This window comes from Psychrobacter sp. T6-5, from assembly GCF_052258485.2.
GTDB lineage: Bacteria > Pseudomonadota > Gammaproteobacteria > Pseudomonadales > Moraxellaceae > Psychrobacter.
In genome coordinates this window covers 1,387,212-1,407,870 of the sequence record NZ_JBQQEY020000001.1, presented here as the reverse complement: position 1 = coordinate 1,407,870, position 20,659 = coordinate 1,387,212, and the positions used below count along the sequence as shown (strand labels likewise).

Here is a 20,659-nt window from a genome sequence, read left to right as displayed (position 1 = left end):
CTTTTGATGTTGTAATCAAAATGATTGCTAGCCTTCTAAAAAATAGTTACACTCGATTGACAATCTATTACATTAATGACAAGGAAGTCGCTATGCCTCGTAATACCGCTCGCTCCATAGTTGGTCATACTAATCTCAAAACTTTCACTAAAAGCATGCTTGCCATCAGCCTATCTGTAGCTGGTATTTCTCACGCAAATGCTTATGACAGTGTCACCTTTTTTGGCGACAGTTTAACGGATGGCGGATATTTTAGCCCCCTCACTCAAGGTGCGTTTGGGCTTGAAGAGTCAGGTCAATTTACTACTAACCCTGATAATACATGGGCAACATCATTTGCTGAACAACTAGGTACTACTGCTGTCGCCAATACTTATGATGGTAGTCAGACGGGTAATAATTATGCAATTGGTGGTGCAAGAGCAGGCGTAGATGTCACTGCTTTTGGTATTCCAGTGGCTTCTGCCAATAGCCAAGTTAATAATTATATTGATAATAATCAAGTAGATCCTAATGGACTTTATGTCGTGTGGGCAGGTGCAAATGACTTGCTTGCGGCGGCTGAAAATCCTGCTAATGCCCAAGCTACGATACTTGGCGCAGTAGCGAGCCAGGCCGAAACAATTAATACATTGAAAGAAAACGGCGCAAACTACATTTTAGTACCTAATATTCCTGATATCGGTCTAACCCCTAGAGCTATTGATCAAGGGCCTGTAGCACAAGCGCAAAGTACTGGCGCTACTAGTCTATATAATCAATTTATGCTTAGTGCTGCAGCAAATACTGGGGCAAATATCATACCGCTAGATATGTTTAGCTTAACACAAGAAATCATTGCGTCTCCTGCTCAGTATGGTTTCACTAATGTCACCGATGAAGCTTGTGGTGACAACAATAGCTCTCTAACTTGTGGACGCAACACTCTTGTAGAAACAGATGCCAACGAAAACTACTTTTTCGCTGATAGCATTCATCCAACAGGTGCTACCCACCAACTGATCGCCGACTATGCAAATGCTGTTGTCACTGCCCCCAGCCTAATCGGTGTACTACCTCATATTGCAACAACAACCGGACTTGCAACCAATGAGCGCTTACAGTCACACGTCAACCAAATCCAAAGCAGTGAGCAAAAACCTGCTCGTACACTATGGGCTGTTGGTGAAGTCGCCAATCAAAATATTGCAGGGTTTGATGGTGATAATAATACCCAAGTATTACTTGGTGTAGATTTTGCTCATCCTAATTCAGCCAATGCAGTGACAGGCTTATACGGTAACATCACCCAAAAAGACTTTGAAAACTCAGATGTCGGCACAGGTTTAAGTGATATTGATCTGGGAGAAGTTGGTTTTGGTGTCTATCATAGCAACAAGTTTGGTGGTTTACAGATAAATGGTGCTGCAGGATTTGGCAACATGGATGTCGATGTCACACGTGCTGTCACACTTGGTAGCAACCAACAACAGTTCAAGTCAAATGCTGATGGTAAACGTTATTATGCCAATCTGCAGGCAGGCTACCCATTGCAGGTAAGTAATATTGCCGTCACACCTTATATCGGTGCAACGGCGAGCCGCGTAAAAATTGACGGCCTCAAAGAAAAAGAGATGTCTGGCGTTGCCATGCAGTTCGATGAGCAGAAGTACTCTACGACATACGGCAAGATTGGTCTCAAAGCCAATCATACCTTGATGGAGAACCTCAACTTATTTGGTGATATTCATTATCAAAAGCAGCTGAGTGACAATCGTGAAGCGGTAACAGCAAGCTTGAATACGCTATCTAACATTAGTTTTGAGACACCTATGATCGAAACTGATGATGATAACGTTGCCATGACACTTGGAGTGTCTAGAAGCTTTGGTCTATTGAACGCTAATGCTGGTGTCACACATTCACAAGGTGATGACGACGACTCAACCAGCCTATTTATTGGACTTAATGGCGCATTCTAAATAATTATTTAATCTAGCATGATGGTATAGGTGGTAATTTCTCGCCTATACCACTATAAATTCAAAAACCGCCATAACCTACGATGGCTTTTGCTCTATAGCTGTTCTGTCGCAAAACCTCTCAATGACAAAAGCTAGTATCACAAACTCTCTAAAAATCCACTTTACCGCGTAAGGCTTTGGTCTTACCGCGCTGAGTTTTTTGATCTACCCGTTTGCGTTTGGCATTCCGACTTGGTTTGGTGGGCCGTCTGGTTTTGTTGACATGAGTGGCTTTTATAATAAAGCTTTGTAGCCTTTCAAACGCATCTATTTTATTGCGCTCTTGCGTACGAAACTGCTGTGCTTTAATAATGAGCACGCCTTCTTTGGTGATACGGCTGTCTTTACTGTCTAGCAAACGCTGTTTGTACTCATCGCTCAAACTTGAGGTGTGAATATTAAAGCGTAGATGGATGGCAGAGGACACTTTATTGACATTCTGTCCGCCTGCGCCTTGCGCACGCATGGCACTAATCTCTACCTCATTATCATCGAGGCTAATACGGTTATTGATAAAAATCATAATGTGCTTTTATATACGAGTAGCTATGGCTCATGATAAAGCATTATAGATTTGTCTGCTACTTTGTTAATAACCGCTACCTGTCCAATAGTTGACGACTGCGCGTAATCACTGGCGCATCGACCATCTCGCCATCTATTTCAAATACTGCCTGCCCGCTTCGCTCATACGCTTCTATCACCCGCGTTGCAAACGCAAGCTCACGGTCTGTTGGCTTCAAGGCTTGATGAACGATCTCTACTTGCTTGGGATGAATGCATAACATCCCAGCAATACCCATCTGTGACCACAAATTTACTCGATTACTTAACCCTACTCCATCTTTGAAATCAGGATAAATGGTATCGATTGGCGGCGATAACTGGTGTACTTTTGAGGTCAAGATTAGCTGATAGCGAATCTGATTGGCAACTATTTCCGCTGATGGCGTTCCTACTTGTACTTGCAGATCATTACATAGATCCAAAAATCCATAGCTAAACGCGACCAAGCCTACTGCTTTTGCCATGCTATCGATTTGGTGCAATCCAATAGCACTCTCTATCAAAGCGATTACAGGTAGACCTGTCAGCTGGTGTATGCTATCGATATCTTCGGAGCGCTCAGCCTTAGCCAATAACACGCCCGCCAAGTTAGGCATTCTCTGACAGAGTACGATGTCTTTGAAAAACTCCTCACTACTAGCTTTATTGATGCGTAACCAAATGGGCTCATAAGTTTGTTTTTCATTCTGATCATCATAGTAGTTTTTTAACGCGTCTCGAGCCTCCGCTTTGTCTTGTTTGGCAACGGCATCTTCCAAATCTACGATGACGGCATCTGCACCACTGGCAAAGGCTTTTTCTATCCTATCGACTCTAGTTGCAGGTACAAACAGCCATGTCTTATTGTGCGAAATGGCATTAATTTTATTAGTGGTCAATGACTCCATGATTCACTCCTTTTAATTATTTGGACTTATTATGCCACGGTGCCGCCTATTTTTGCTTCGCACTAGTAGCCCATTTAATGGCAAAGTACTCAGAATAGCTATGCGATTTATTAAGAATAAAGTCAAAAAAACCGCACGAAACGTAATCTCATGCGGTTTTGATAGTCACTTTTATTTTTCGAATCATTTTCTATAGATTGTTTTTTAGCTTGCTGATTAAGCCAACATGCCACCATCTACAACGATAGTCGCGCCTGTGGTATAGCTTGATGCATCCGACACGAGATACAGCACCGTACCAGCCATTTCATCAGGCTCCGCCACGCGCCCTAACGGAATTGAGTGTAGCGCCATTTTCAAGACTTTATCATTGGTCGTTAGCGCCGAGGCAAACTTGGTATCTGTTAAGCCCGGCAATAGCGCGTTGACACGGATATTCAGTGGCCCACATTCTTTAGCAAAGGCTTTGGTCATACTAATGACCGCCGCTTTGGTAATTGAGTAAATACCTTGCTTGTCACCTGCTACTAATCCATTGACCGACGCAGTATTTAAGATAACACCGCCGCCTTGTTCTTTCATCATTTTGCCAGCGGCTGTTGACATAAAGAAGTAACCACGAATGTTTACTTCAACAGTCTTATCAAAGGCGGCTAAGTCTGTATCTAAAATATGACCGTAATACGGATTGGCTGCTGCATTATTGACCAAGATATCAATTTGACCAAACTCACTTTTAATGTGTTCAAAAACCGCGTCAATTTGCTCCATGTCTCCCACATGACAAGCAAAGGCGCTGGCTTTATGACCGTCCGCTTTGATGCTATCTGCTACTGCTTGGCAAGCATCGATTTTGCGGCTAGAGACAATCACATGCGCCCCTCTTGAGGCCAGCAAACGGGCAATAGACTCACCAATACCGCGACTGGCACCTGTCACTAGGGCAATTTTACCGGTTAAATCAAATAAATCCTTCATCGTTATTCCTTATATTTTTAAACACTATATACGTAAGCTTACAAGTCAGTATTAGGCCAACATACCACCATCCAAAGTAAAGGCATGACCATTCATAAAGCTGCTCTCATCACTAGCTAGCCATGCAATCGCGGCAGAAACTTCATCCACTTCTCCCAAACGGCGCAGTGGACTGGCTTTAACGGTTGCTTGCTGTGCGCGTTCATTCATCATTGCCATCGTATTGCGTACCATTGGCGTATCAATAAAGCTTGGGCATACCGCGTTGAAACGAATATTAGCGCGCGCATATTCATGGGCCGCAGATTTGGTCAGCCCCATCACCCCATGTTTGGCGGCACTGTAAGCTGATAACATTGGCGCGGAACGCAGGCCTGCGATAGACGCAACGTTAATCACATGACCACCGCCATTCGGTATCATACAATTGACAGCAGCACGCATACAGTGCCAGACCCCTTTTAGGTTCACAGCGATATTACGGTCAAAGTCATCATCACTTAGCTCATGCATAGGCGAAGGTTTATGGTCGATACCTGCGTTGTTTACCACAACATCTAAGCCACCAAGCGTTTCTACTGCAAAATCAAACAATGCACGTACCTCATCACCGCTGGTCACATCTACCTTTCTAAAAGTGATGCTATTGCCAGCATCTTGACCTCGTTTGGCAACCGCTTCGCCCATTTCTTCGGCCATATCACCAATGACGACTTTTGCACCTCGACTGGCCAATAGCAGTGCGCTTGCGGCACCAATACCTGATGCCCCGCCAGTGATCAAAATACGCTTACCCGTTACATCTGATGCAATTCCGTTTGTATTCAGTGTCATGATTTATCCCTCTACCTTAAGTACTAGTTTGCCGAAGTTTTCACCGTTAAAGAGCATCATAAGCGTGTCAGGGAACGTCTCGATACCCTCAACGATATGATCTTTTACTTTGATATCACCTGACTGGATCCAGCCAGCAATCTCTTTCATCGCGATTGGATATTCTTTGATATTATCGAACACCACAATGCCTTCCATACGAGCCCGATTGACCAATAGCGATAAATAGTTCGATGGGCCTTTGACGGCTTCCGTGTTGTTGTATTGACTGATCGCACCGCAGATGACGATACGCGCATGTAGGTTTATTTGAGTAAGTACGTCATTTAAAATGTCACCGCCAACATTATCAAAATAGACATCAACGCCATTTGGACAAGTTTGCTTCAGGGCTTTTTTGACGTTTTCGTTTTTATAATCGATTGTTGCATCAAACCCAAGCTCATCGACTAAGAATTTGCATTTCTCACTACCGCCTGCGATACCAACGACGTGGCAGCCTTTGATTTTGGCAATTTGACCGACCAAGCTACCAACGGCACCCGCAGCGCCTGATACCACGACGGTCTCGCCTGCTTTTGGTTGACCTGTTTTTAACAGACCAAAATACCCTGTCATGCCCGGCATTCCTAAGACGCCTAAATAATAAGGTAGCGGTGCAAGATTTGGATCAACTTTATGCAATCCTGTGCCATCACTGACCGCATATGACTGCACGCCATCGTGACCTGCAACATAATCCCCAACGGCGAATTTCTCATGCTTACTTTCAATCACTTCGCCAACCGTACCGGCGCGCATGACGTCACCAATTTGTACTGGTGCGATATAAGACTTGGCATCGTTTAGCCAGCCGCGCATCGCAGGATCGATAGAGATATAATCAATTCTAATCAGTAATTGACCATCGGTAATAGTCGGTATTTCTGTCTCAGTATAATTCCAAGTTTCAGCACTTGGTTCGCCCACTGGTCTTGCTTTTAGTCGCCACTGTTTATTTATCGTTGTCATTACTCTTTCCTTAGAGTCGTCCTTAAAACCAGTCCGCTTGCATATCAGTGCAAACAGAATTGGTGTTGTTTAAAATGGCTATATCACGATCGATTAATGGTAGCTCCCAATCGATGAAGTATTTCGCCGCTTGTATCTTGCCTTTATAAAAGTTTTGTTGCTCAATATCTTGCGTCATGCTTAATAGCTGCTCAGCTTTACTGGCTTGGCGAATCCAAATCCAGCTAAGCACAATTGAGGCAAAAATATTCATTAGCGCTTGGGCATTACCAGTAAGGGTGATAGCCTCTTCTGTCTGCAACACTTTGCCTAGATGCACCAGTACTTCATGCAGCTGGCCCATATAAGGTGTTAACTTTCCTGCCAGCGCTGCAGTCTCAGGCGTAGTGATATTTTCTAAATCTTGTATGATTTCACGTTTTAGAATCTGAATGCCAAGCCCGCCTTTTTGCCACAACTTACGAAATGACAAATCCAATGCCTGTACACCGTTAGTCCCTTCGTGAATAGGATTGAGACGATTGTCACGCCAAAACTGCTCGGCATGATATTCACGCGTATAACCAGCGCCGCCCAATACTTGAATACCTAAATCATTGGCTTTTGGCCCATATTCAGATGGCCATGCTTTTAGTACGGGCGTGAGCAGATCTAACAATTCGGTTAGCTCATTCTTTAGGGTGTCGTCTTCGCAAGTATTGATACGGTCAATTAGGTTTGAGCCGTATAAGCACAATGAGATACCACCTTCAGAATAGGCTTTTTGTGCCAACAGCATACGTTTTACATCACCATGCTGGATAATAGCAGTAGCATCGTCTTCAGGTTTGTTGTTCGGTGCGATGCGCCCCTGCGTTCTGTCTTTGGCATAATCGAGCGAATACTGATAACCGCGATAACCAATCATCGCCGCACCAAATCCAACTGCAATACGCGCTTCGTTCATCATTTTGAACATATAACGCAGACCAAAATGCTCATCACCGATTAGATAACCGTGGCACTCACCTTCATCACCGAAGCTCAATGCCGTCGAGGTCGCTCCTCTATAACCAAGTTTGTGAATCAGACCTGTCAGATGCACGTCATTGCGCTCGCCTACAGACATATCATCGTTCAAGCGGTACTTAGGTACGGCAAATAAAGAGATGCCTTTTACCCCACTAGGACCACCGGGAATTTTGGCCAATACCAAATGCACGATATTGTCAGACAGTTCATGATCCCCTGCTGAGATATAAATCTTGCTGCCTTTGACACGATAGGAGCCATCGTCTTGTTTGACCGCGGTGGTTTTGATATCGGCAAGTGACGAGCCCGCGTGCGGCTCTGTCAGCGCCATGGTTCCAGTGAACTCGCCTGTCAGCATGCGCGGCATAAACGCCGCTTTGATATCCTCGCTGGCAAAATGAGAAATAACATTGATGGCTGCGGTAGTCAAAAATGGATAGGCCGTCGTTGATGGGTTCGCAGCCATAAAGTAGCCTGCCACGGCTGTCATCACCGTTTCAGGTAGCTGCATGCCGCCGTCTTCAAAACTGTAACGACCTGCAATAAAGCCCGACTCGCGAAATGCATCAAAAGCGACTTTGACATCGCTTATCATGCTGACTTTTTTACCATCGAACTGCGGTTCGTTCTTATCTGCCAGATGATTGTGCGGCAAAAATAAATCCGTCGCGATCTTATTTGCCGTATCTAATACCGCATCAAAGGTCTCACGGCTATGCTCTGAAAATTTCGAGTGCTCGGTGAGGGTTTCTGTTCCTAATACATCGTACAGCTGGAACGGTAACTCAAAGTCGTTGATAAGGGTATCTGCTGCCATAGTCGTCTCTTTTAGTAAAGTTCAAATATCGTCAATCATGAAAATCCGTTTATCTTACTGCCATCTGTAATGGCGTTATCTCTTCTATTTACTGCATCATTGAGAAGGCAAAACAAAGGTCATAAATGCTTATCAATTGATATTAAGCTAATTTAGCGCTTTGCCGTATTGTCATTTATGACATAATCATGGTCAAATGAGACAAAATTTTAAGAAAAATTCATTAAAAACACCCTACTTTTGATAAGCACACCTAAAGACACGAGAGACTTATGCCTTATTTCAAACCGTTTAAAGTGATCATTCTTGGCTTCGATGGTGTACTTGGAAGCGTGCTCGCTGGCGCCTTAGATCTGTTTTCATTTACAGGGGTCAGCTGGCAGCGATTTTTAGATGAGGACGTAGAGCCACGATTTAAGGTGCAGATCGCAAGCCTTGGCGGCGGCGCTATCAGATGTAGCAATCGCTTAATGGTTCATGCCCATTGCGATATCCAAGATGTCACGGAGTGCGACTTGTTACTGGTACCCACTATTGGCGATTCTATTGATAAGGTATTGAAGCAAAACAGTGAGCTGCTCCCGCATTTAAAACGACTGGCGAATACCAACGCGGATATTGCGAGCAACTGTAGCGGGGCTTTTTTCTTGGCGGAGGCAGGGTTGTTAGATCATAAAGTCGCCACGACTCATTGGGGCTATGCCAATAAGTTTAAGGCAGACTTTCCACTGGTGGACTTACAAGAGAACCAGTTTGTTACTCATTCAAGTAATGAGTCTGGCAATATTTTTTGTGCGGCAGGCGGCAGTGCTTTTTATGACTTAGGACTGTTATTAATAGAGCGCTACTGCGGGCGAGAAATCTCTACACAGGTGGCAAAAACCCAGATTATTGATAGCAAACGAGGCAATCAGAATAGCTATACCAACGTGACTTTACACAAGCCACATTCCGATCAGTTGGTCGAACAAGTCCAAGAATTTATCGAACAAAACTTTCAGCAGCCAATACAAGTCAGTAGTTTGGCTGCCATGGTAAATATCACCCCACGTACCTTGAATAGACGCTTTCAAGCTAGCGTGGCGATGCGACCCGTTGAGTACATTCAAGCGGTTAGAATTGAGCAAGCAAAACGCCTCTTGGAATCGGGCGATGTGACGATAAAGTCGCTGGCGGATCAAGTGGGTTATGAAGATATCTCATCATTCACCCGCTTGTTCAAACGTGCGACAGAATTAACGCCCAAAGAGTATCAAGATAAATTTTCGCGATTGGCGATTTAAGATTGGTCATGTCTAATGTTTATAGATACTTAGCGTTTAAACCGTCTGCCATAACCCTTCTACGTGGATAGCATCTGCCTTGATAGTTGGATAATCAGTGAATGCTAACTGATAGCCACCCACTGTGTTAGGAGTCAGCTGACAAGTCGCACCAAGCGGGAAACTATGTTTTTTGCCAATATGACCGAAACGCATACCACTATAAATGGGCAGTCCTGTCAATTTGTGCAACTGACGAACCACAGTAGCAACATCATAACGCTTATCGTAGCTGTCCTCGCCCGAACCAGACAATGCGCCAAATACAATCGCTTGCTGACCCTTAAACATGCCCGCTAAGTACAAGTCATATAACATGCGCTCAATGCGATAAGCCTGCTCGCCCACGTCTTCTAAGAACACAATACCGCCCTTAATGCGCGGCAAATACTCACTGCCAGCCAGCGCTGAGACCACACTCAAGTTACCACCCCAAATCGTACCGGTGAGCACTTTAGGCTCGCCCGCTGTGAGTATGGTAGGCAATTGCTGACTGGTTAAAGACGCATCTTGTATGGTGATCGTGAGGTTAGGATTGGTTAGTGCTTGGGCAAACTGCCGACAGCTGATTTGATCAGGTGCTGTTTTGCCAAACTCGCTATATAGCATCGGTGCCGCAAGTGAGCTCATACTGCCTTTTGCTAGTAGCGCACACTGAATAGCAGTCACATCACTGAACCCTGCGAGTATCGTACCGCGCTCTTTCATAATACGCCCAAACGTCATCCAATCAATCATCGGCAGTATTCGCATTGCACCATAACCACCGCGCACACCCAGCAACAGTTTTGGCGCTGCTATCGCTCCGGTCGCAAGGTTTTGAAAATCACTGGCACGCTGCGAGTCCGTACCCGCAAAGCGCAAATACTGACGATTGGTAATATCAGGATTACTTATTTTAAATCCCGCACAAGCCATACGATCTAATGCCAACTGATTGCGCTCATCACTACCGCCCACATTGGAGCTGGCAAAAAGTCGGGTTTCAATCGTAGGCGTGGTGCAGTTTGTGATTAAGGACGTTTGTGCTGAGCGCTCATCCAACAACGCAGGCAGATCGTCTTTGGTCAGCTGCGAGCTATTATTAGACTCAATGGGACTAGCAGCCAACACGTGAGAAATACTTTGAGTCGCCAATGCCGCAGCACCTGCGCCAACCCCTATTCGGCGCAAAAACTGTCGACGATTTAAGCCAACATTAAGCTCATTATCTAGGTTTGACTGTAGGTTTTTATTTTTTATTGACTGCTGGATAGACGGTGTTTTTGAACCCATACGTTGTTACTACCTATATATTTTTGTTTTTATGGTTTATGCATTGTCATCTTTTTGCAGCAGCGCACATCACAAACGACACTGTCATACTCAAGCATTGTAACGCATCTTGCCAATAGTCAAGTTACCCAAGCCTTTACCTATATTTACTTTTTCGCTACCGAGATACACAACATGGGGCGAATATGTTTGTTACTGTAGATACAAATTCATCGCAAATAAACAAAGGCAACAATTATGTTTACTAAGAAAAATGATAAAGAAAAAACACTTGTTTCTAATTTGAAATACTTGATTGGAAAAGAAGACAAACTTAAAGAAAAGTTAGAGGACAATAGCTACCTTGAACCTTTTAGCGATGACTTGATGCTATTTATGAGTCTAATCAAGGACTACTATAAAGGTGACTATCGTAAAATTCCTTTTAGAACCATCTCAGCTGGCGTAGTTGGGGCAATCTATACGCTAAACCCTATTGACCTTATTCCAGACTCTATTCCGTTTATCGGCTATATCGATGACGCGCTTGTACTCAAATTTTGTTTGAAACAAGCCCAAAAGGATTTGCAAAAATATAAAGTATGGAAACAAGAGCAAGCGGATGCCAAAAGTAAGTCAGTAGAAGAAAAAGACACTGACAACATCAGTGACGATAAGACCAGCACTGATGAAGAAGATGATAATGAAACCAGTACTGATCTCAAAAAGGCTTCGTAACTAGTTATATCTTAACTACTAATTATGTCTTAACTGCTAACTCTTTAACAGCTCAAGAATTGCAGTTTAAACAAAGCCACAGCCATTCACACTGGTTGTGGCTTTTTGTTGCTTTAATTAATCTGATGCTGAACGGTTAAACCTTCAAACATCAGATTTTAATTCGGCACATCATAGCTTGCTTTTTCTGGATTGAGCCCGAACGAATACACAAAGGTTGCTACGAGGCTGTTGACAATAATAAATGGTAAATCGATCGCAGCATGACCAAGCGCATAGCGACCAATCAACCATGAAACAATCAGCATAACGATAAAAAACCCACCCAAGTACGCCAAAATAGCAGGATGCTTGAGATTATAAGGCTGGTCAGTCTTGGGCTGTTTTTCTAATACATACGTTCTTATCGCCCAACCCGCGGCATAAGAAAACCCACCTAACACGACATAACTAAAAAAATTCATATAGCTTTACTCTACTGACTTAACGGCTGGTAGCAAGACCGTTTTGGACAAATACGATTGATCATCAATGATATCTAATTGCTCTCATTCACATTATCGATAATGATGTTGGCGTGTGGATTGGCCAATATATCGGTATTGACGTCGTCACACTCTACTCGATAAATGGTGTTAGCACCTCGGTAGATATAAGACAGATACTCACTGTCTAATAGTGGGTCAATATTGGCATAGGCAGGCTTGACATGCGCTAGCACGAGTACTCGATCAGGACGTCCAATGACCGCATCAACATTATCCGGATCAATAGAGAAAAACTGCGGTATGTCACTATTTTTAATCACTTCTAACGCTTCAGGCTCATCCCAGACACGCTTAGCACTTGCAGGCTCTTTCATCTGCATCACCCAAGCGCCTTCTTGTTGGCTAACCTTTATTTGCGCAGGCTCATCTTGACTCACCGTATAACAACCGGCAAAGACAGATAAATCTGCTGCAACTTCAGTATCTGCTTGAGTGCTGCTGTTATCACTACAGCCACTCAAAAGAAGCGCTGTGCTGGCCGTAGCACTGAGCATCAGATACGTCAGTCTCTTATAAAAAACATCTGAGCATAAAGACATAATAAAGCTATCCTGCGGTCATGTATGGGAGACTTGCATTGAGCGCGTTATCATAAAAAAACTATCAAATAGCTATCTACAAATGTTTTCTGTAGATACTATTGTGACAAATGTGACAAAGACAGCGCGCTGGTATTGGCTTCTTTAAAAGCATTTTCGTGAAAAAATAGACGTTTTTTAGCGAACCAAGCTATTTTAACAGAAAACAATCAGGTTACTATTGTGTTATGCATTACCATCGCTGGTTTTGCGATTTTGTGCGTCACGACCACCCATATTTACGATAGATTTGTTATACTCACAGCGGCACTAGCATCGTTCAATTAGCATGAGTGCGATGCTCTAATACTACTTTTATGCTTACTATTTATTAGGTTTATACATTTCTATGTCAGACAACCGTAACGCCATGCCACACTCTCATACAAGCGACGCAACTGAGCCGTTAGCCGCCAAGAAAAACACAACGGTAGCGTATACTGACGGTGCCTGCAAAGGCAATCCCGGCGCTGGCGGTTGGGGCGCTCACCTTATATTTAGCGATGGTAGCACGCAGGATTTATATGGCGGTGATACGGCAACCACCAATAATCGCATGGAACTCATGGGTGCGATACAGGCCCTAACACATAGCTCACATGAGCAAAAACTTGAGATTTGGACAGACTCCAGCTACGTCCAAAAAGGCATCACCGAATGGATTGAAGGCTGGAAGAAAAAAGGCTGGAAAACAGCCAGTAAAAAGCCGGTCGCCAATCAAGACCTTTGGCAACAATTGGATATGCTATGTCAACAGCGTGATGTTGATTGGCATTGGGTTAAGGGTCACGCTGGACATGCCGGTAATGAAAAAGCAGATGAACTGGCAAACTTAGGGGTTACGTCAAACAGTGGTCACTCCTCTATGATAAAAGACCCTATAACACAAAAACCTGTGATAAAAGAATCAGACGCACCTAAAAAAAAAGACCGCATAGCGACTGATAAAAAACCTGTCACCAATGATGATTGGCTAAAGTTCGACCCATTGGGTCTAGATATGGTAGATGACGAGTTTGATGAGGATGTGTCAGAAGATGAGTTACTAATCAATGACAGTCACCATAGCCATGAAAAACGTATGATGAATGATGATGTCATGGTAGAGACTGCCCACTATCAAGACAACGCACCCAACACGATGAGTAACAAAGCCATGCCAGAAGCCCAAACACCCATGAATGATACCGACATGACTAGTGATATGTCACCTATAGATAATGATGCACCCAAGTTCGATGGGGATACTAGCCGTGCCAATCCTCATTTCAAACCGCTATTGCCAAAACCGATACATCGTCATGAAGCAAATCGTCAGCTCATCATGGATACAGAGACCACAGGACTTGACGCACTAAAGGGCGACCGTGTCATCGAGGTCGGTATTGTTGAGATGGTTGGGCGTAAATTTACTGGTGAAAAACTACACGTTTATATCAATCCGCAGCGCGGCATGGATGATGAAGTCATTCGCATTCATGGTATCTCTGAGGCATTTTTGGCCGACAAGCCTACTTTTGATCAAGTTGCTCAGTCATTATACGACTTTATGGATGGTGCTGAGATTATCGCTCACAACGCTACCTTTGATATGAACTTCTTAAACATGGAGTTTGCTAAGGTTGGTCTAAATGACTTTGCTGAGCGCGTACAAGTGACTGATTCACTGGTCATGGCAAAGCAGCAGTACCCCGGACAAAAGAACACATTGGATGCCCTCGTACGTCGTTTGGACGTTGGTAAACAAGACCGTACCTTTCACGGGGCTTTACTTGACTCAGAGATTTTAGCCGAAGTTTATTTGGCGATGACTGGTGGACAAGTGACGCTCGCCATTGAAGAGGACACGCAATCAGATGGTGGGCAGACTGCCCATGCCAGCTTTGCCAATTTGGCCAATTTATTGCTAGCGTCGACGTCAGATGAGACTACCAATCAAAGCTGGTACGGCTCTCTTGCAGAGGACTACCCTGAGCTAAAAGCCAATATGTAGCTGTTATATCAAGCCTGTATTACACTGACATTTGTACAATATAATCTTGATTATTGTCATATAAAGCGTTAAAACATCACTAACACCAATTTTTTAATATCCTACTTACACCATTGCTATTCTCATCAGTACATTATGGAAAAATACTTATGGACCAGTCTGCGCAAATGAAGTTAACCGCCCCAACGCTTAGTGTTACTGATTTTAACCTACCATCACTTCATTTATTACATGATGAGGTTATCGCAACGCTTAAAGATACTGAGATTCATCTGAGCGAGTTCAATGATGATAGTAGCCAAGCGCCTTTGTTGGCAGATTCTATTGACGTACTAAAGCAGCTGTCTTGTATTTTTAAACTGATTTCTCTTGTCGGTGCGGAAGTGTTAAACAATGCAATCGTCGATGGTTTGCAGCGCCTTTATGATAGTGGCGATAATGATGATACCGCGCTGATCATGGATTTATCAGAAGCCATCATGACTCTAGATCGCTATGTCGAGTTTGTCTTATTGACTGAGTCGGTAGAGCCTACTTTGTTATTGCCAGTGGTTAACAAGCTCAATGCTCATGTGCAAAAAGCACCCATAACCGTAGAGTCTTTTTCTGCTTTTGGCAGCAGTAGCGTCATCATTGCCAACCCTGAAAAAAACTTCGAACCCCTAAGCACACTTAACCTAGACACAGAGCTGCTAACTTACGCTTACCGTAGTGGTCTGGGTGTTGTCCTACTCAATCAAGACGGCAACATCAACTCAAACGATCAGCAAAAACTCGATGCCATGAGTGCTGCCTGTGCGTTGATCGCAGCAAATACCAACAGTCTGTTTTGGCAGGCAGCGACTACTGCCGTGACCAATATCGCAGCGGTCTTGCCATTGAACTTGAGCCAAAAACACACGCTGATTTACTTAGAACAGCAATTTCAAAGCTACTTACCAGTGATGGACACACGTTTTGCAGACTTGGTCAATTTTGCCTGTCAGCGTGATACGGTTGAGGCGCAGCAGCTTCGTGAGCAGTATGCAAGCAACCATCTAGAAGGTGCTCAGCTCGAGGAGATGAAGCGTTTCTTGTTTGGTCCCAATCGCGCGCTGACCGATACGCTGAACGACATCATTCAATCTCAAATTAATACCATCAAAGAAAATGTGGATAGCTACGCCCGCGGCGACTCCATCAACCCTGTTGATATGCAAACTGCCCAGATCGTTGAAGAGTTGACTGAACTGAGCTCAGCCTTACGCTTGCTAGGACTGTCCAATGCAGCTGATAGTCTTAGCACAGCAGCAAGTGCGGTCAACCGTTGGCAGGCACCTTCGCCAGATGATTTTGATCACTTGCTACTGGCATTGATGCATGCAGAGAACGCTACGATTGCCATGGCGGAAATGCATACTCCTGGGGCGATTTATTTACCATTGAATAACCAACATATCTCATTGCATCAGCTCAATACGGCAAACGATACCTTAATACAAGAAAGCCGTACCGCCATTGCCAGTGCCGAACAAGCCATCAGTGACTATTTGGCAGAGCCTGAGCGTGACATGCTTAATATCCAAAATATACCGGGAATGATGCGCCAAGTAGCAGGTGCATTGCGCTTTTTACAGTTACCAACACCCGCCAGCATGCTTGGTCAATTAGCCATTTATATCGAAAAACGCATAGAGAGTGGACGACGTATTGAAGACGATACACTGGCTTATATTGCTGATGTTATTATGGCAGTCGATCATCATCTGGATGGTTTTGAGAACAATCGCCCTGTCAGCAAACAAGCACTTGACGTTGGCCAGCAAAGCTTGAGTCACCTACTTGCGGCTTAGTACTGCTTGCACAGGTTTTATCGTCGCCATTTTGTCATTTTGCGGCGATGAAATTTAATCGGAATACTTCACGTTAAATAAGTCTGTATCTAAATCGATACGGACTTGCTTCGAACTGTTTGGAATCTTTTATGGCCCATGCTTTTATATTGAGTGATGACACCGTTTTATGCCGTCAAATGCCAGATGGTTGGTGGCCATTACAAATCCAACTACCACAGAGTAGTACTGAATCAGACGAGCAAGCGTATCGGCTCGGTCGCGTGACATTACATGAGAGTCTATCGCCAAATCATTGGCAATCTGGTGATAATAATATTAGCCTTTCAGCTGATTTGATCAGTCATAACACTGACCAAACTTTCACTGCGCCGTCCACCACTGCTATGACTTATGATTATGCAGTCGCTCATGACGTGACGCTGCCTATCATCGCCGAAAGCAGTACTGATACGTTTGTCCCTTATCGACAGCTGATGCTCCACCTGCCTGTCGCCCTATCAGATCAGATTAGCCAAGCGATACAGTTACTAAGGTGGCAGGCAGATACGCAGTTTTGTAGTCGCTGTGCCAGTCCTACCGTACATGCTGACCAAGGCGAGCGCGCCATGGTTTGTCCAGTATGCCAGCTGCGCCAGTATCCTCGCGTGCAGCCGTGCGTGATTACAGCGATTACTCGCCCAAACCCAGTGTCAGGTGAGATGCAAATCTTACTCGCGCACCACCATCGACATGGACAGCAAAAACTGCCGCCCATGTATGGTTTGATTGCAGGGTTTGTTGAGGTCGGTGAAAGCCTAGAGCATGCAGTGGTACGTGAAGTGGCAGAAGAGGTCAATATCAGCGTGGCAGATATTCGCTATGTGAGCAGTCAGCCTTGGCCATTTCCTTCCAATTTGATGCTTGGGTTCCGTGCCTCTTATGCCAGTGGCGATATTATTATTCAAGAAGACGAGCTGGCGCATGCTGATTTTTTTGATCTCTCAAATCTGCCCAAGATTCCGCCAAAGGGCAGTATTGCTCGAGAATTGATCGATCAGATTGCTAAAGAGCAAGGCATTTTATTATGAAATTAAATGACACTGACACTGGCAGCTCATTTTAGCAGCTAATGTCAGTACCTACTGCGTCTCACTTAGATATTATGGACGGTCAGACGCTGATGTTGCCATTTGACGAGTCTGGGTATCAATAGCCCTGCAATCACAATCGCCATGCCTAATAATTGTAAAGCAGTCACTTGCTGACCGTAAGCAAAGGCAGTGAGCGCAGCAAACACGGGCACAAAATTAAAGAATAATGATGCATTGGCAGCGCCCAACTGCTTAACGCCTGATATCCATAGTAGATAGCCGCCAACTGTGCCGAAAACGCCAATAAATATCAGGTCACCAAAGACACTGCGACTGATGGCTAGGCTTTCTTGCAGTGGATGTACCTCTGCACTAAATAACACCATGAGCGAGATCACCCCAAGACCGGACAGCATACCGACCAAGGTATAAGGAATCATCGGCATCCAACGGCTGATTCCTTGGGTCAGATAGGTATAGAGACTCCAGCACAGCATACCTAAAAAGATCATTTGATCGCCGTGGTTAAATTCAAACCCTAGCAGTTTAGCAAATGCGCCATCGGTCAGTACCAGCAGTACGCCAGAGAGACAAACCACCAAACTAAACAGCGCGCCTTTGGTAGGAAACTGTCGCTGCGCCACAGAGCCGATCAGAGAAGTCACCAATGGGCTGAGCGCCATAATCAACGCACCATTGTTAGCATTGGTCTGTTCAAGCCCAGTAAACAAGCCTAAGTTCAAGCCGCCAACACCAATGATGGATACACCAATCGCCCACGCCCATTGTTTGGGTGTAAGACTAGGGATTGGCATGTGCTTATATTTTGTATAAAGATACAAACACACTGAGGCGATGCTAAAACGCCACATGACTAAGGTTAAAGCGTTAACTTCACTCAAGGCATGCTTGCCAACAGGAAAGGATGCGCCCCAGAGAAACGTACACAGTAATAAATATAGGACGGCGGTGGTGTTCGCTGAACGGCTCATATTACATCCAAAAAACTTGCGAAAAGATAACCACCAGTGTATATATTTTAAATACGGTATAAACAAGCAATAACGAGAGCATAGATTCCGAATATGAAATTTAACTACTCCCTCGATGACATGCGCAGTTTTTGCGCGGTTGTCCGCTACGGCAGCTTTCGCCAAGCCTCTATAATGCTTGACATGCCCCTATCGACATTGAGTCGCCGCGTTGCCAAACTAGAAGCAGATCTGGCACTTAGGTTGCTCAACCGAGATGCGCATCGTGTACAATTGACCCATGCAGGGCAACAATATTATAAGAGCAGCGCCCATCTGTTTGATGAGTTAGAAAACGTCGCGTTTTGCTTACTACAAGATAAAAATGAGGCCAAAGGCACAATCAGAATCAGCGCCCCTGTCAATTTTGGCAGTGATATTTTAGCGCCTCATTTCAATGCTTTTTTAAAACAATATCCGGATATCCATTTAGATTTGCGCTTATCAAATCAGACCATTGATATTGACGCGCAAGCTATTGATATTGCTTTTCGTATTGGTGAACACAGTGCCGATCATTGGATTGGGCGTCAACTGACCAATATTCGCTTTATAATTTGTGCAGCCAGCGATATCGATGTCTCTGGTATCCAAGCGCCCAATGAGTTGGTAGGCTACCCTACGGTATTGTGCACCCCTATGTCTACTTGGCATCTACAGCATCGTACAACGGGCGAGGTACAAACGCATCAGCCAACAAACAATATACGTCTAAAGGTTGATAATATTAGTTTACTAACGGGGGCTATTGCGGATGGTATCGGTCTAGGTTTCATCCCCGATTATGATGCACAGCCTTTGATTACATCAGGCGGTTTGCAACAAGTATTGCCTGATTGGAATAATCAACCTAGAGGCTGCCAGATGCTCTATCGCGACCGTGATAACATGCCGCATCGCATGCATCTATTGATTGATTTTATCCTCAAGCGTTTTGGCAAGTAGACGTAAGTAGACATTCCGCAAACGCTCACCATTTTAAGAATAAGTACATCACGATATCATTGCTCTTATACTTATACTTATACTTATACTTTAACGTTTCGACTAGGTTTTTGACCCTGATGTTTTACAGCTTTAAATGTGTTAATCTTCGCAGCGCAACAGCGATCAACACGGCTGGGTCATTGACTATTTGACATAGAACGTCAGTATAAAGACCCATAATTTGCCTATAGAATATGCAATGAATAGTCACTTACCTAGCTAGCCACTGACAGACATAAGTGACAATCGCTAATGATGACCGATACTAAGGCCAGTAATACCATGTCCCAGACCGACACCTATCCTCAAAGTACTGAACAGACACGCTTGGCAGACTTACCGATCTTGTTTAAGTCGCTGCACATTGACACTCTGCCAAATGATGTACAAGAAAAAATTGCACGCGTTGATGCTTGTCTGCCGCAAACGCAATGCGGACTTTGTGAGCATCCAGATGGTTGCTTGCCATATGCAGCTGCTATCGTATTAGAGGGTGAGCCATACAATAAATGTGTACCTGGCGGTCAACCCGTGACTGATGCGATTGCTCAGACAATTGGGGTAGATACTCATCTGACAGCCGCGCCATCACAATGGCCGATAGACATGACATCAGGACGTCCAACAGAGGTTCGTGCTGTGATTCGTGAAGACGACTGTATCGGCTGCACTAAGTGCATTCCAGCTTGTCCAGTGGATGCTATCGTCGGTACTGGCAAACACATGCACACGATTTTTACCGATTTATGCACAGGCTGTGAGCTATGTATCGCACCCTGCCCTGTTGATTGTATCGACTTGGTCGTCGTTGAGCGCGAGCTTTCTCCCCTTGAGAGAGTAGCTGAACAAGAAGATTTAAGACAACGCTACCACACGCATCTCAAACGCGTGACAGAACAACTGGCTGATACCAGCAATAGCAAACCTGTGGTCAGCATGGTAGAGGCCAAGCTCAACAATGCAGCGAACCAATCTTTAAATATCAGCGAAGCACAAGCAAAGAATACCATTGCAGCGGCTAAGCTACGTACCAAAATCAAAAAACTCGAAAAGCAGCTCAGCGTGCGCGCCAATGATAAAAAACAAATAGAGCTTGAAGGCTTGCAAGCAGAGCTCGAATCATTACAAGTAACGCTTTGATTACGTGATTGATACTTTAATAACTCATATAAATGCCATCGCTAGCATATAATTT

Annotated in this window: 18 protein-coding genes; 8 read left to right on the top strand and 10 right to left on the bottom strand. The window is 44.4% G+C overall.

The genetic code is table 11. The features are described 5' to 3' along the window. Positions 1–92 precede the first annotated feature (92 nt). Entirely contained in the window at positions 93–1,961 is a 1,869-nt protein-coding gene (locus ACTXGK_RS20735) for an autotransporter domain-containing protein (protein ID WP_443516794.1), read from the top strand. A gap of 151 nt (positions 1,962–2,112) precedes the next feature. On the opposite strand, the gene arfB is transcribed toward ACTXGK_RS20735, so the two are convergent. The 6 genes from arfB to ACTXGK_RS20705 all read right to left on the bottom strand — a co-directional run bounded on the left by arfB (position 2,113) and on the right by ACTXGK_RS20705 (position 8,108). Continuing rightward, a complete protein-coding gene (arfB, locus tag ACTXGK_RS20730; protein WP_443516792.1) occupies positions 2,113–2,526 on the bottom strand; it encodes an alternative ribosome rescue aminoacyl-tRNA hydrolase ArfB in 414 nt (137 codons plus the stop codon). A 76-nt stretch (positions 2,527–2,602) separates the two neighbouring features. Then, on the bottom strand, positions 2,603–3,457 hold the full coding sequence (locus tag ACTXGK_RS20725; RefSeq protein ID WP_443516791.1) for an HpcH/HpaI aldolase/citrate lyase family protein: 855 nt from the start codon (positions 3,455–3,457) through the stop codon (positions 2,603–2,605). Between the two features lie 216 nt (positions 3,458–3,673). Further along, positions 3,674–4,435 carry an SDR family oxidoreductase gene (locus ACTXGK_RS20720; protein ID WP_286708012.1) on the bottom strand — a complete coding sequence of 254 codons (762 nt, stop codon included), beginning with the start codon at positions 4,433–4,435 and terminating at the stop codon, positions 3,674–3,676. A gap of 51 nt (positions 4,436–4,486) precedes the next feature. After that, entirely contained in the window at positions 4,487–5,269 is a 783-nt protein-coding gene (locus ACTXGK_RS20715) for an SDR family NAD(P)-dependent oxidoreductase (RefSeq protein ID WP_443516789.1), read from the bottom strand. 3 nt (positions 5,270–5,272) lie between these two features. Further along, positions 5,273–6,280 carry an NADP-dependent oxidoreductase gene (locus tag ACTXGK_RS20710; RefSeq protein WP_443516787.1) on the bottom strand — a complete coding sequence of 336 codons (1,008 nt, stop codon included), beginning with the start codon at positions 6,278–6,280 and terminating at the stop codon, positions 5,273–5,275. Between the two features lie 22 nt (positions 6,281–6,302). Continuing rightward, on the bottom strand, positions 6,303–8,108 hold the full coding sequence (locus ACTXGK_RS20705; protein WP_443516785.1) for an acyl-CoA dehydrogenase family protein: 1,806 nt from the start codon (positions 8,106–8,108) through the stop codon (positions 6,303–6,305). A 272-nt stretch (positions 8,109–8,380) separates the two neighbouring features. Between ACTXGK_RS20705 and ACTXGK_RS20700 the strand changes: the two genes are divergently transcribed. After that, entirely contained in the window at positions 8,381–9,391 is a 1,011-nt protein-coding gene (locus ACTXGK_RS20700; RefSeq protein WP_443516783.1) for a GlxA family transcriptional regulator, read from the top strand. A 36-nt stretch (positions 9,392–9,427) separates the two neighbouring features. Here the strand turns inward: ACTXGK_RS20700 and ACTXGK_RS20695 are convergent, their stop codons facing one another. Beyond that, positions 9,428–10,705: an LD-carboxypeptidase gene (locus ACTXGK_RS20695; protein WP_443516781.1), complete on the bottom strand. Its 1,278-nt coding sequence runs from the start codon at positions 10,703–10,705 to the stop codon at positions 9,428–9,430. A 237-nt stretch (positions 10,706–10,942) separates the two neighbouring features. On the opposite strand from ACTXGK_RS20695, the gene ACTXGK_RS20690 reads away from it, so the two are divergent. Then, entirely contained in the window at positions 10,943–11,422 is a 480-nt protein-coding gene (locus ACTXGK_RS20690; protein WP_443516779.1) for a YkvA family protein, read from the top strand. A 158-nt stretch (positions 11,423–11,580) separates the two neighbouring features. Here ACTXGK_RS20690 and ACTXGK_RS20685 read toward each other — a convergent pair whose 3' ends face one another. Together ACTXGK_RS20685 and ACTXGK_RS20680 are read right to left on the bottom strand one after the other, a co-directional pair. Further along, complete coding sequence (locus ACTXGK_RS20685) at positions 11,581–11,886, bottom strand: hypothetical protein (RefSeq protein ID WP_394210640.1); 306 nt, start codon at positions 11,884–11,886, stop codon at positions 11,581–11,583. Positions 11,887–11,960: 74 nt separating this feature from the next. Then, the gene (locus ACTXGK_RS20680; protein WP_443516777.1) at positions 11,961–12,509 is read right to left on the bottom strand and encodes a hypothetical protein; all 549 of its coding nucleotides are present in this window, start codon (positions 12,507–12,509) and stop codon (positions 11,961–11,963) included. Positions 12,510–12,897: 388 nt separating this feature from the next. On the opposite strand from ACTXGK_RS20680, the gene dnaQ reads away from it, so the two are divergent. The 3 genes from dnaQ to nudC all read left to right on the top strand — a co-directional run bounded on the left by dnaQ (position 12,898) and on the right by nudC (position 17,443). Then, entirely contained in the window at positions 12,898–14,541 is a 1,644-nt protein-coding gene (dnaQ, locus tag ACTXGK_RS20675) for a DNA polymerase III subunit epsilon (RefSeq protein WP_443516775.1), read from the top strand. A gap of 149 nt (positions 14,542–14,690) precedes the next feature. Continuing rightward, complete coding sequence (locus ACTXGK_RS20670; protein ID WP_443516773.1) at positions 14,691–16,373, top strand: hypothetical protein; 1,683 nt, start codon at positions 14,691–14,693, stop codon at positions 16,371–16,373. Between the two features lie 131 nt (positions 16,374–16,504). After that, positions 16,505–17,443 (top strand): NAD(+) diphosphatase, encoded by a 939-nt coding sequence (gene nudC, locus ACTXGK_RS20665; RefSeq protein ID WP_443516772.1) that lies wholly within the window; start codon positions 16,505–16,507, stop codon positions 17,441–17,443. Positions 17,444–17,508: 65 nt separating this feature from the next. Here the strand turns inward: nudC and ACTXGK_RS20660 are convergent, their stop codons facing one another. Then, on the bottom strand, positions 17,509–18,438 hold the full coding sequence (locus ACTXGK_RS20660) for a DMT family transporter (RefSeq protein WP_443516770.1): 930 nt from the start codon (positions 18,436–18,438) through the stop codon (positions 17,509–17,511). A gap of 93 nt (positions 18,439–18,531) precedes the next feature. On the opposite strand from ACTXGK_RS20660, the gene ACTXGK_RS20655 reads away from it, so the two are divergent. Both ACTXGK_RS20655 and ACTXGK_RS20650 read left to right on the top strand, forming a co-directional pair. Then, the gene (locus ACTXGK_RS20655) at positions 18,532–19,422 is read left to right on the top strand and encodes a LysR family transcriptional regulator (RefSeq protein WP_443516768.1); all 891 of its coding nucleotides are present in this window, start codon (positions 18,532–18,534) and stop codon (positions 19,420–19,422) included. Positions 19,423–19,746: 324 nt separating this feature from the next. Further along, positions 19,747–20,604 (top strand): RnfABCDGE type electron transport complex subunit B, encoded by an 858-nt coding sequence (locus tag ACTXGK_RS20650; protein ID WP_443516766.1) that lies wholly within the window; start codon positions 19,747–19,749, stop codon positions 20,602–20,604. The last annotated feature ends 55 nt before the right edge of the window (positions 20,605–20,659 follow it).

Coding starts and splice junctions, on each gene's coding strand:
- ACTXGK_RS20735 (WP_443516794.1), top strand. CDS start 93: ATGCCTCGTAATACCGCTCGCTCCATAGTTGGTCATACTAATCTCAAA.
- arfB (WP_443516792.1), bottom strand. CDS start 2,526: ATGATTTTTATCAATAACCGTATTAGCCTCGATGATAATGAGGTAGAG.
- ACTXGK_RS20725 (WP_443516791.1), bottom strand. CDS start 3,457: ATGGAGTCATTGACCACTAATAAAATTAATGCCATTTCGCACAATAAG.
- ACTXGK_RS20720 (WP_286708012.1), bottom strand. CDS start 4,435: ATGAAGGATTTATTTGATTTAACCGGTAAAATTGCCCTAGTGACAGGT.
- ACTXGK_RS20715 (WP_443516789.1), bottom strand. CDS start 5,269: ATGACACTGAATACAAACGGAATTGCATCAGATGTAACGGGTAAGCGT.
- ACTXGK_RS20710 (WP_443516787.1), bottom strand. CDS start 6,280: ATGACAACGATAAATAAACAGTGGCGACTAAAAGCAAGACCAGTGGGC.
- ACTXGK_RS20705 (WP_443516785.1), bottom strand. CDS start 8,108: ATGGCAGCAGATACCCTTATCAACGACTTTGAGTTACCGTTCCAGCTG.
- ACTXGK_RS20700 (WP_443516783.1), top strand. CDS start 8,381: ATGCCTTATTTCAAACCGTTTAAAGTGATCATTCTTGGCTTCGATGGT.
- ACTXGK_RS20695 (WP_443516781.1), bottom strand. CDS start 10,705: ATGGGTTCAAAAACACCGTCTATCCAGCAGTCAATAAAAAATAAAAAC.
- ACTXGK_RS20690 (WP_443516779.1), top strand. CDS start 10,943: ATGTTTACTAAGAAAAATGATAAAGAAAAAACACTTGTTTCTAATTTG.
- ACTXGK_RS20685 (WP_394210640.1), bottom strand. CDS start 11,886: ATGAATTTTTTTAGTTATGTCGTGTTAGGTGGGTTTTCTTATGCCGCG.
- ACTXGK_RS20680 (WP_443516777.1), bottom strand. CDS start 12,509: ATGTCTTTATGCTCAGATGTTTTTTATAAGAGACTGACGTATCTGATG.
- dnaQ (WP_443516775.1), top strand. CDS start 12,898: ATGTCAGACAACCGTAACGCCATGCCACACTCTCATACAAGCGACGCA.
- ACTXGK_RS20670 (WP_443516773.1), top strand. CDS start 14,691: ATGGACCAGTCTGCGCAAATGAAGTTAACCGCCCCAACGCTTAGTGTT.
- nudC (WP_443516772.1), top strand. CDS start 16,505: ATGGCCCATGCTTTTATATTGAGTGATGACACCGTTTTATGCCGTCAA.
- ACTXGK_RS20660 (WP_443516770.1), bottom strand. CDS start 18,438: ATGAGCCGTTCAGCGAACACCACCGCCGTCCTATATTTATTACTGTGT.
- ACTXGK_RS20655 (WP_443516768.1), top strand. CDS start 18,532: ATGAAATTTAACTACTCCCTCGATGACATGCGCAGTTTTTGCGCGGTT.
- ACTXGK_RS20650 (WP_443516766.1), top strand. CDS start 19,747: ATGTCCCAGACCGACACCTATCCTCAAAGTACTGAACAGACACGCTTG.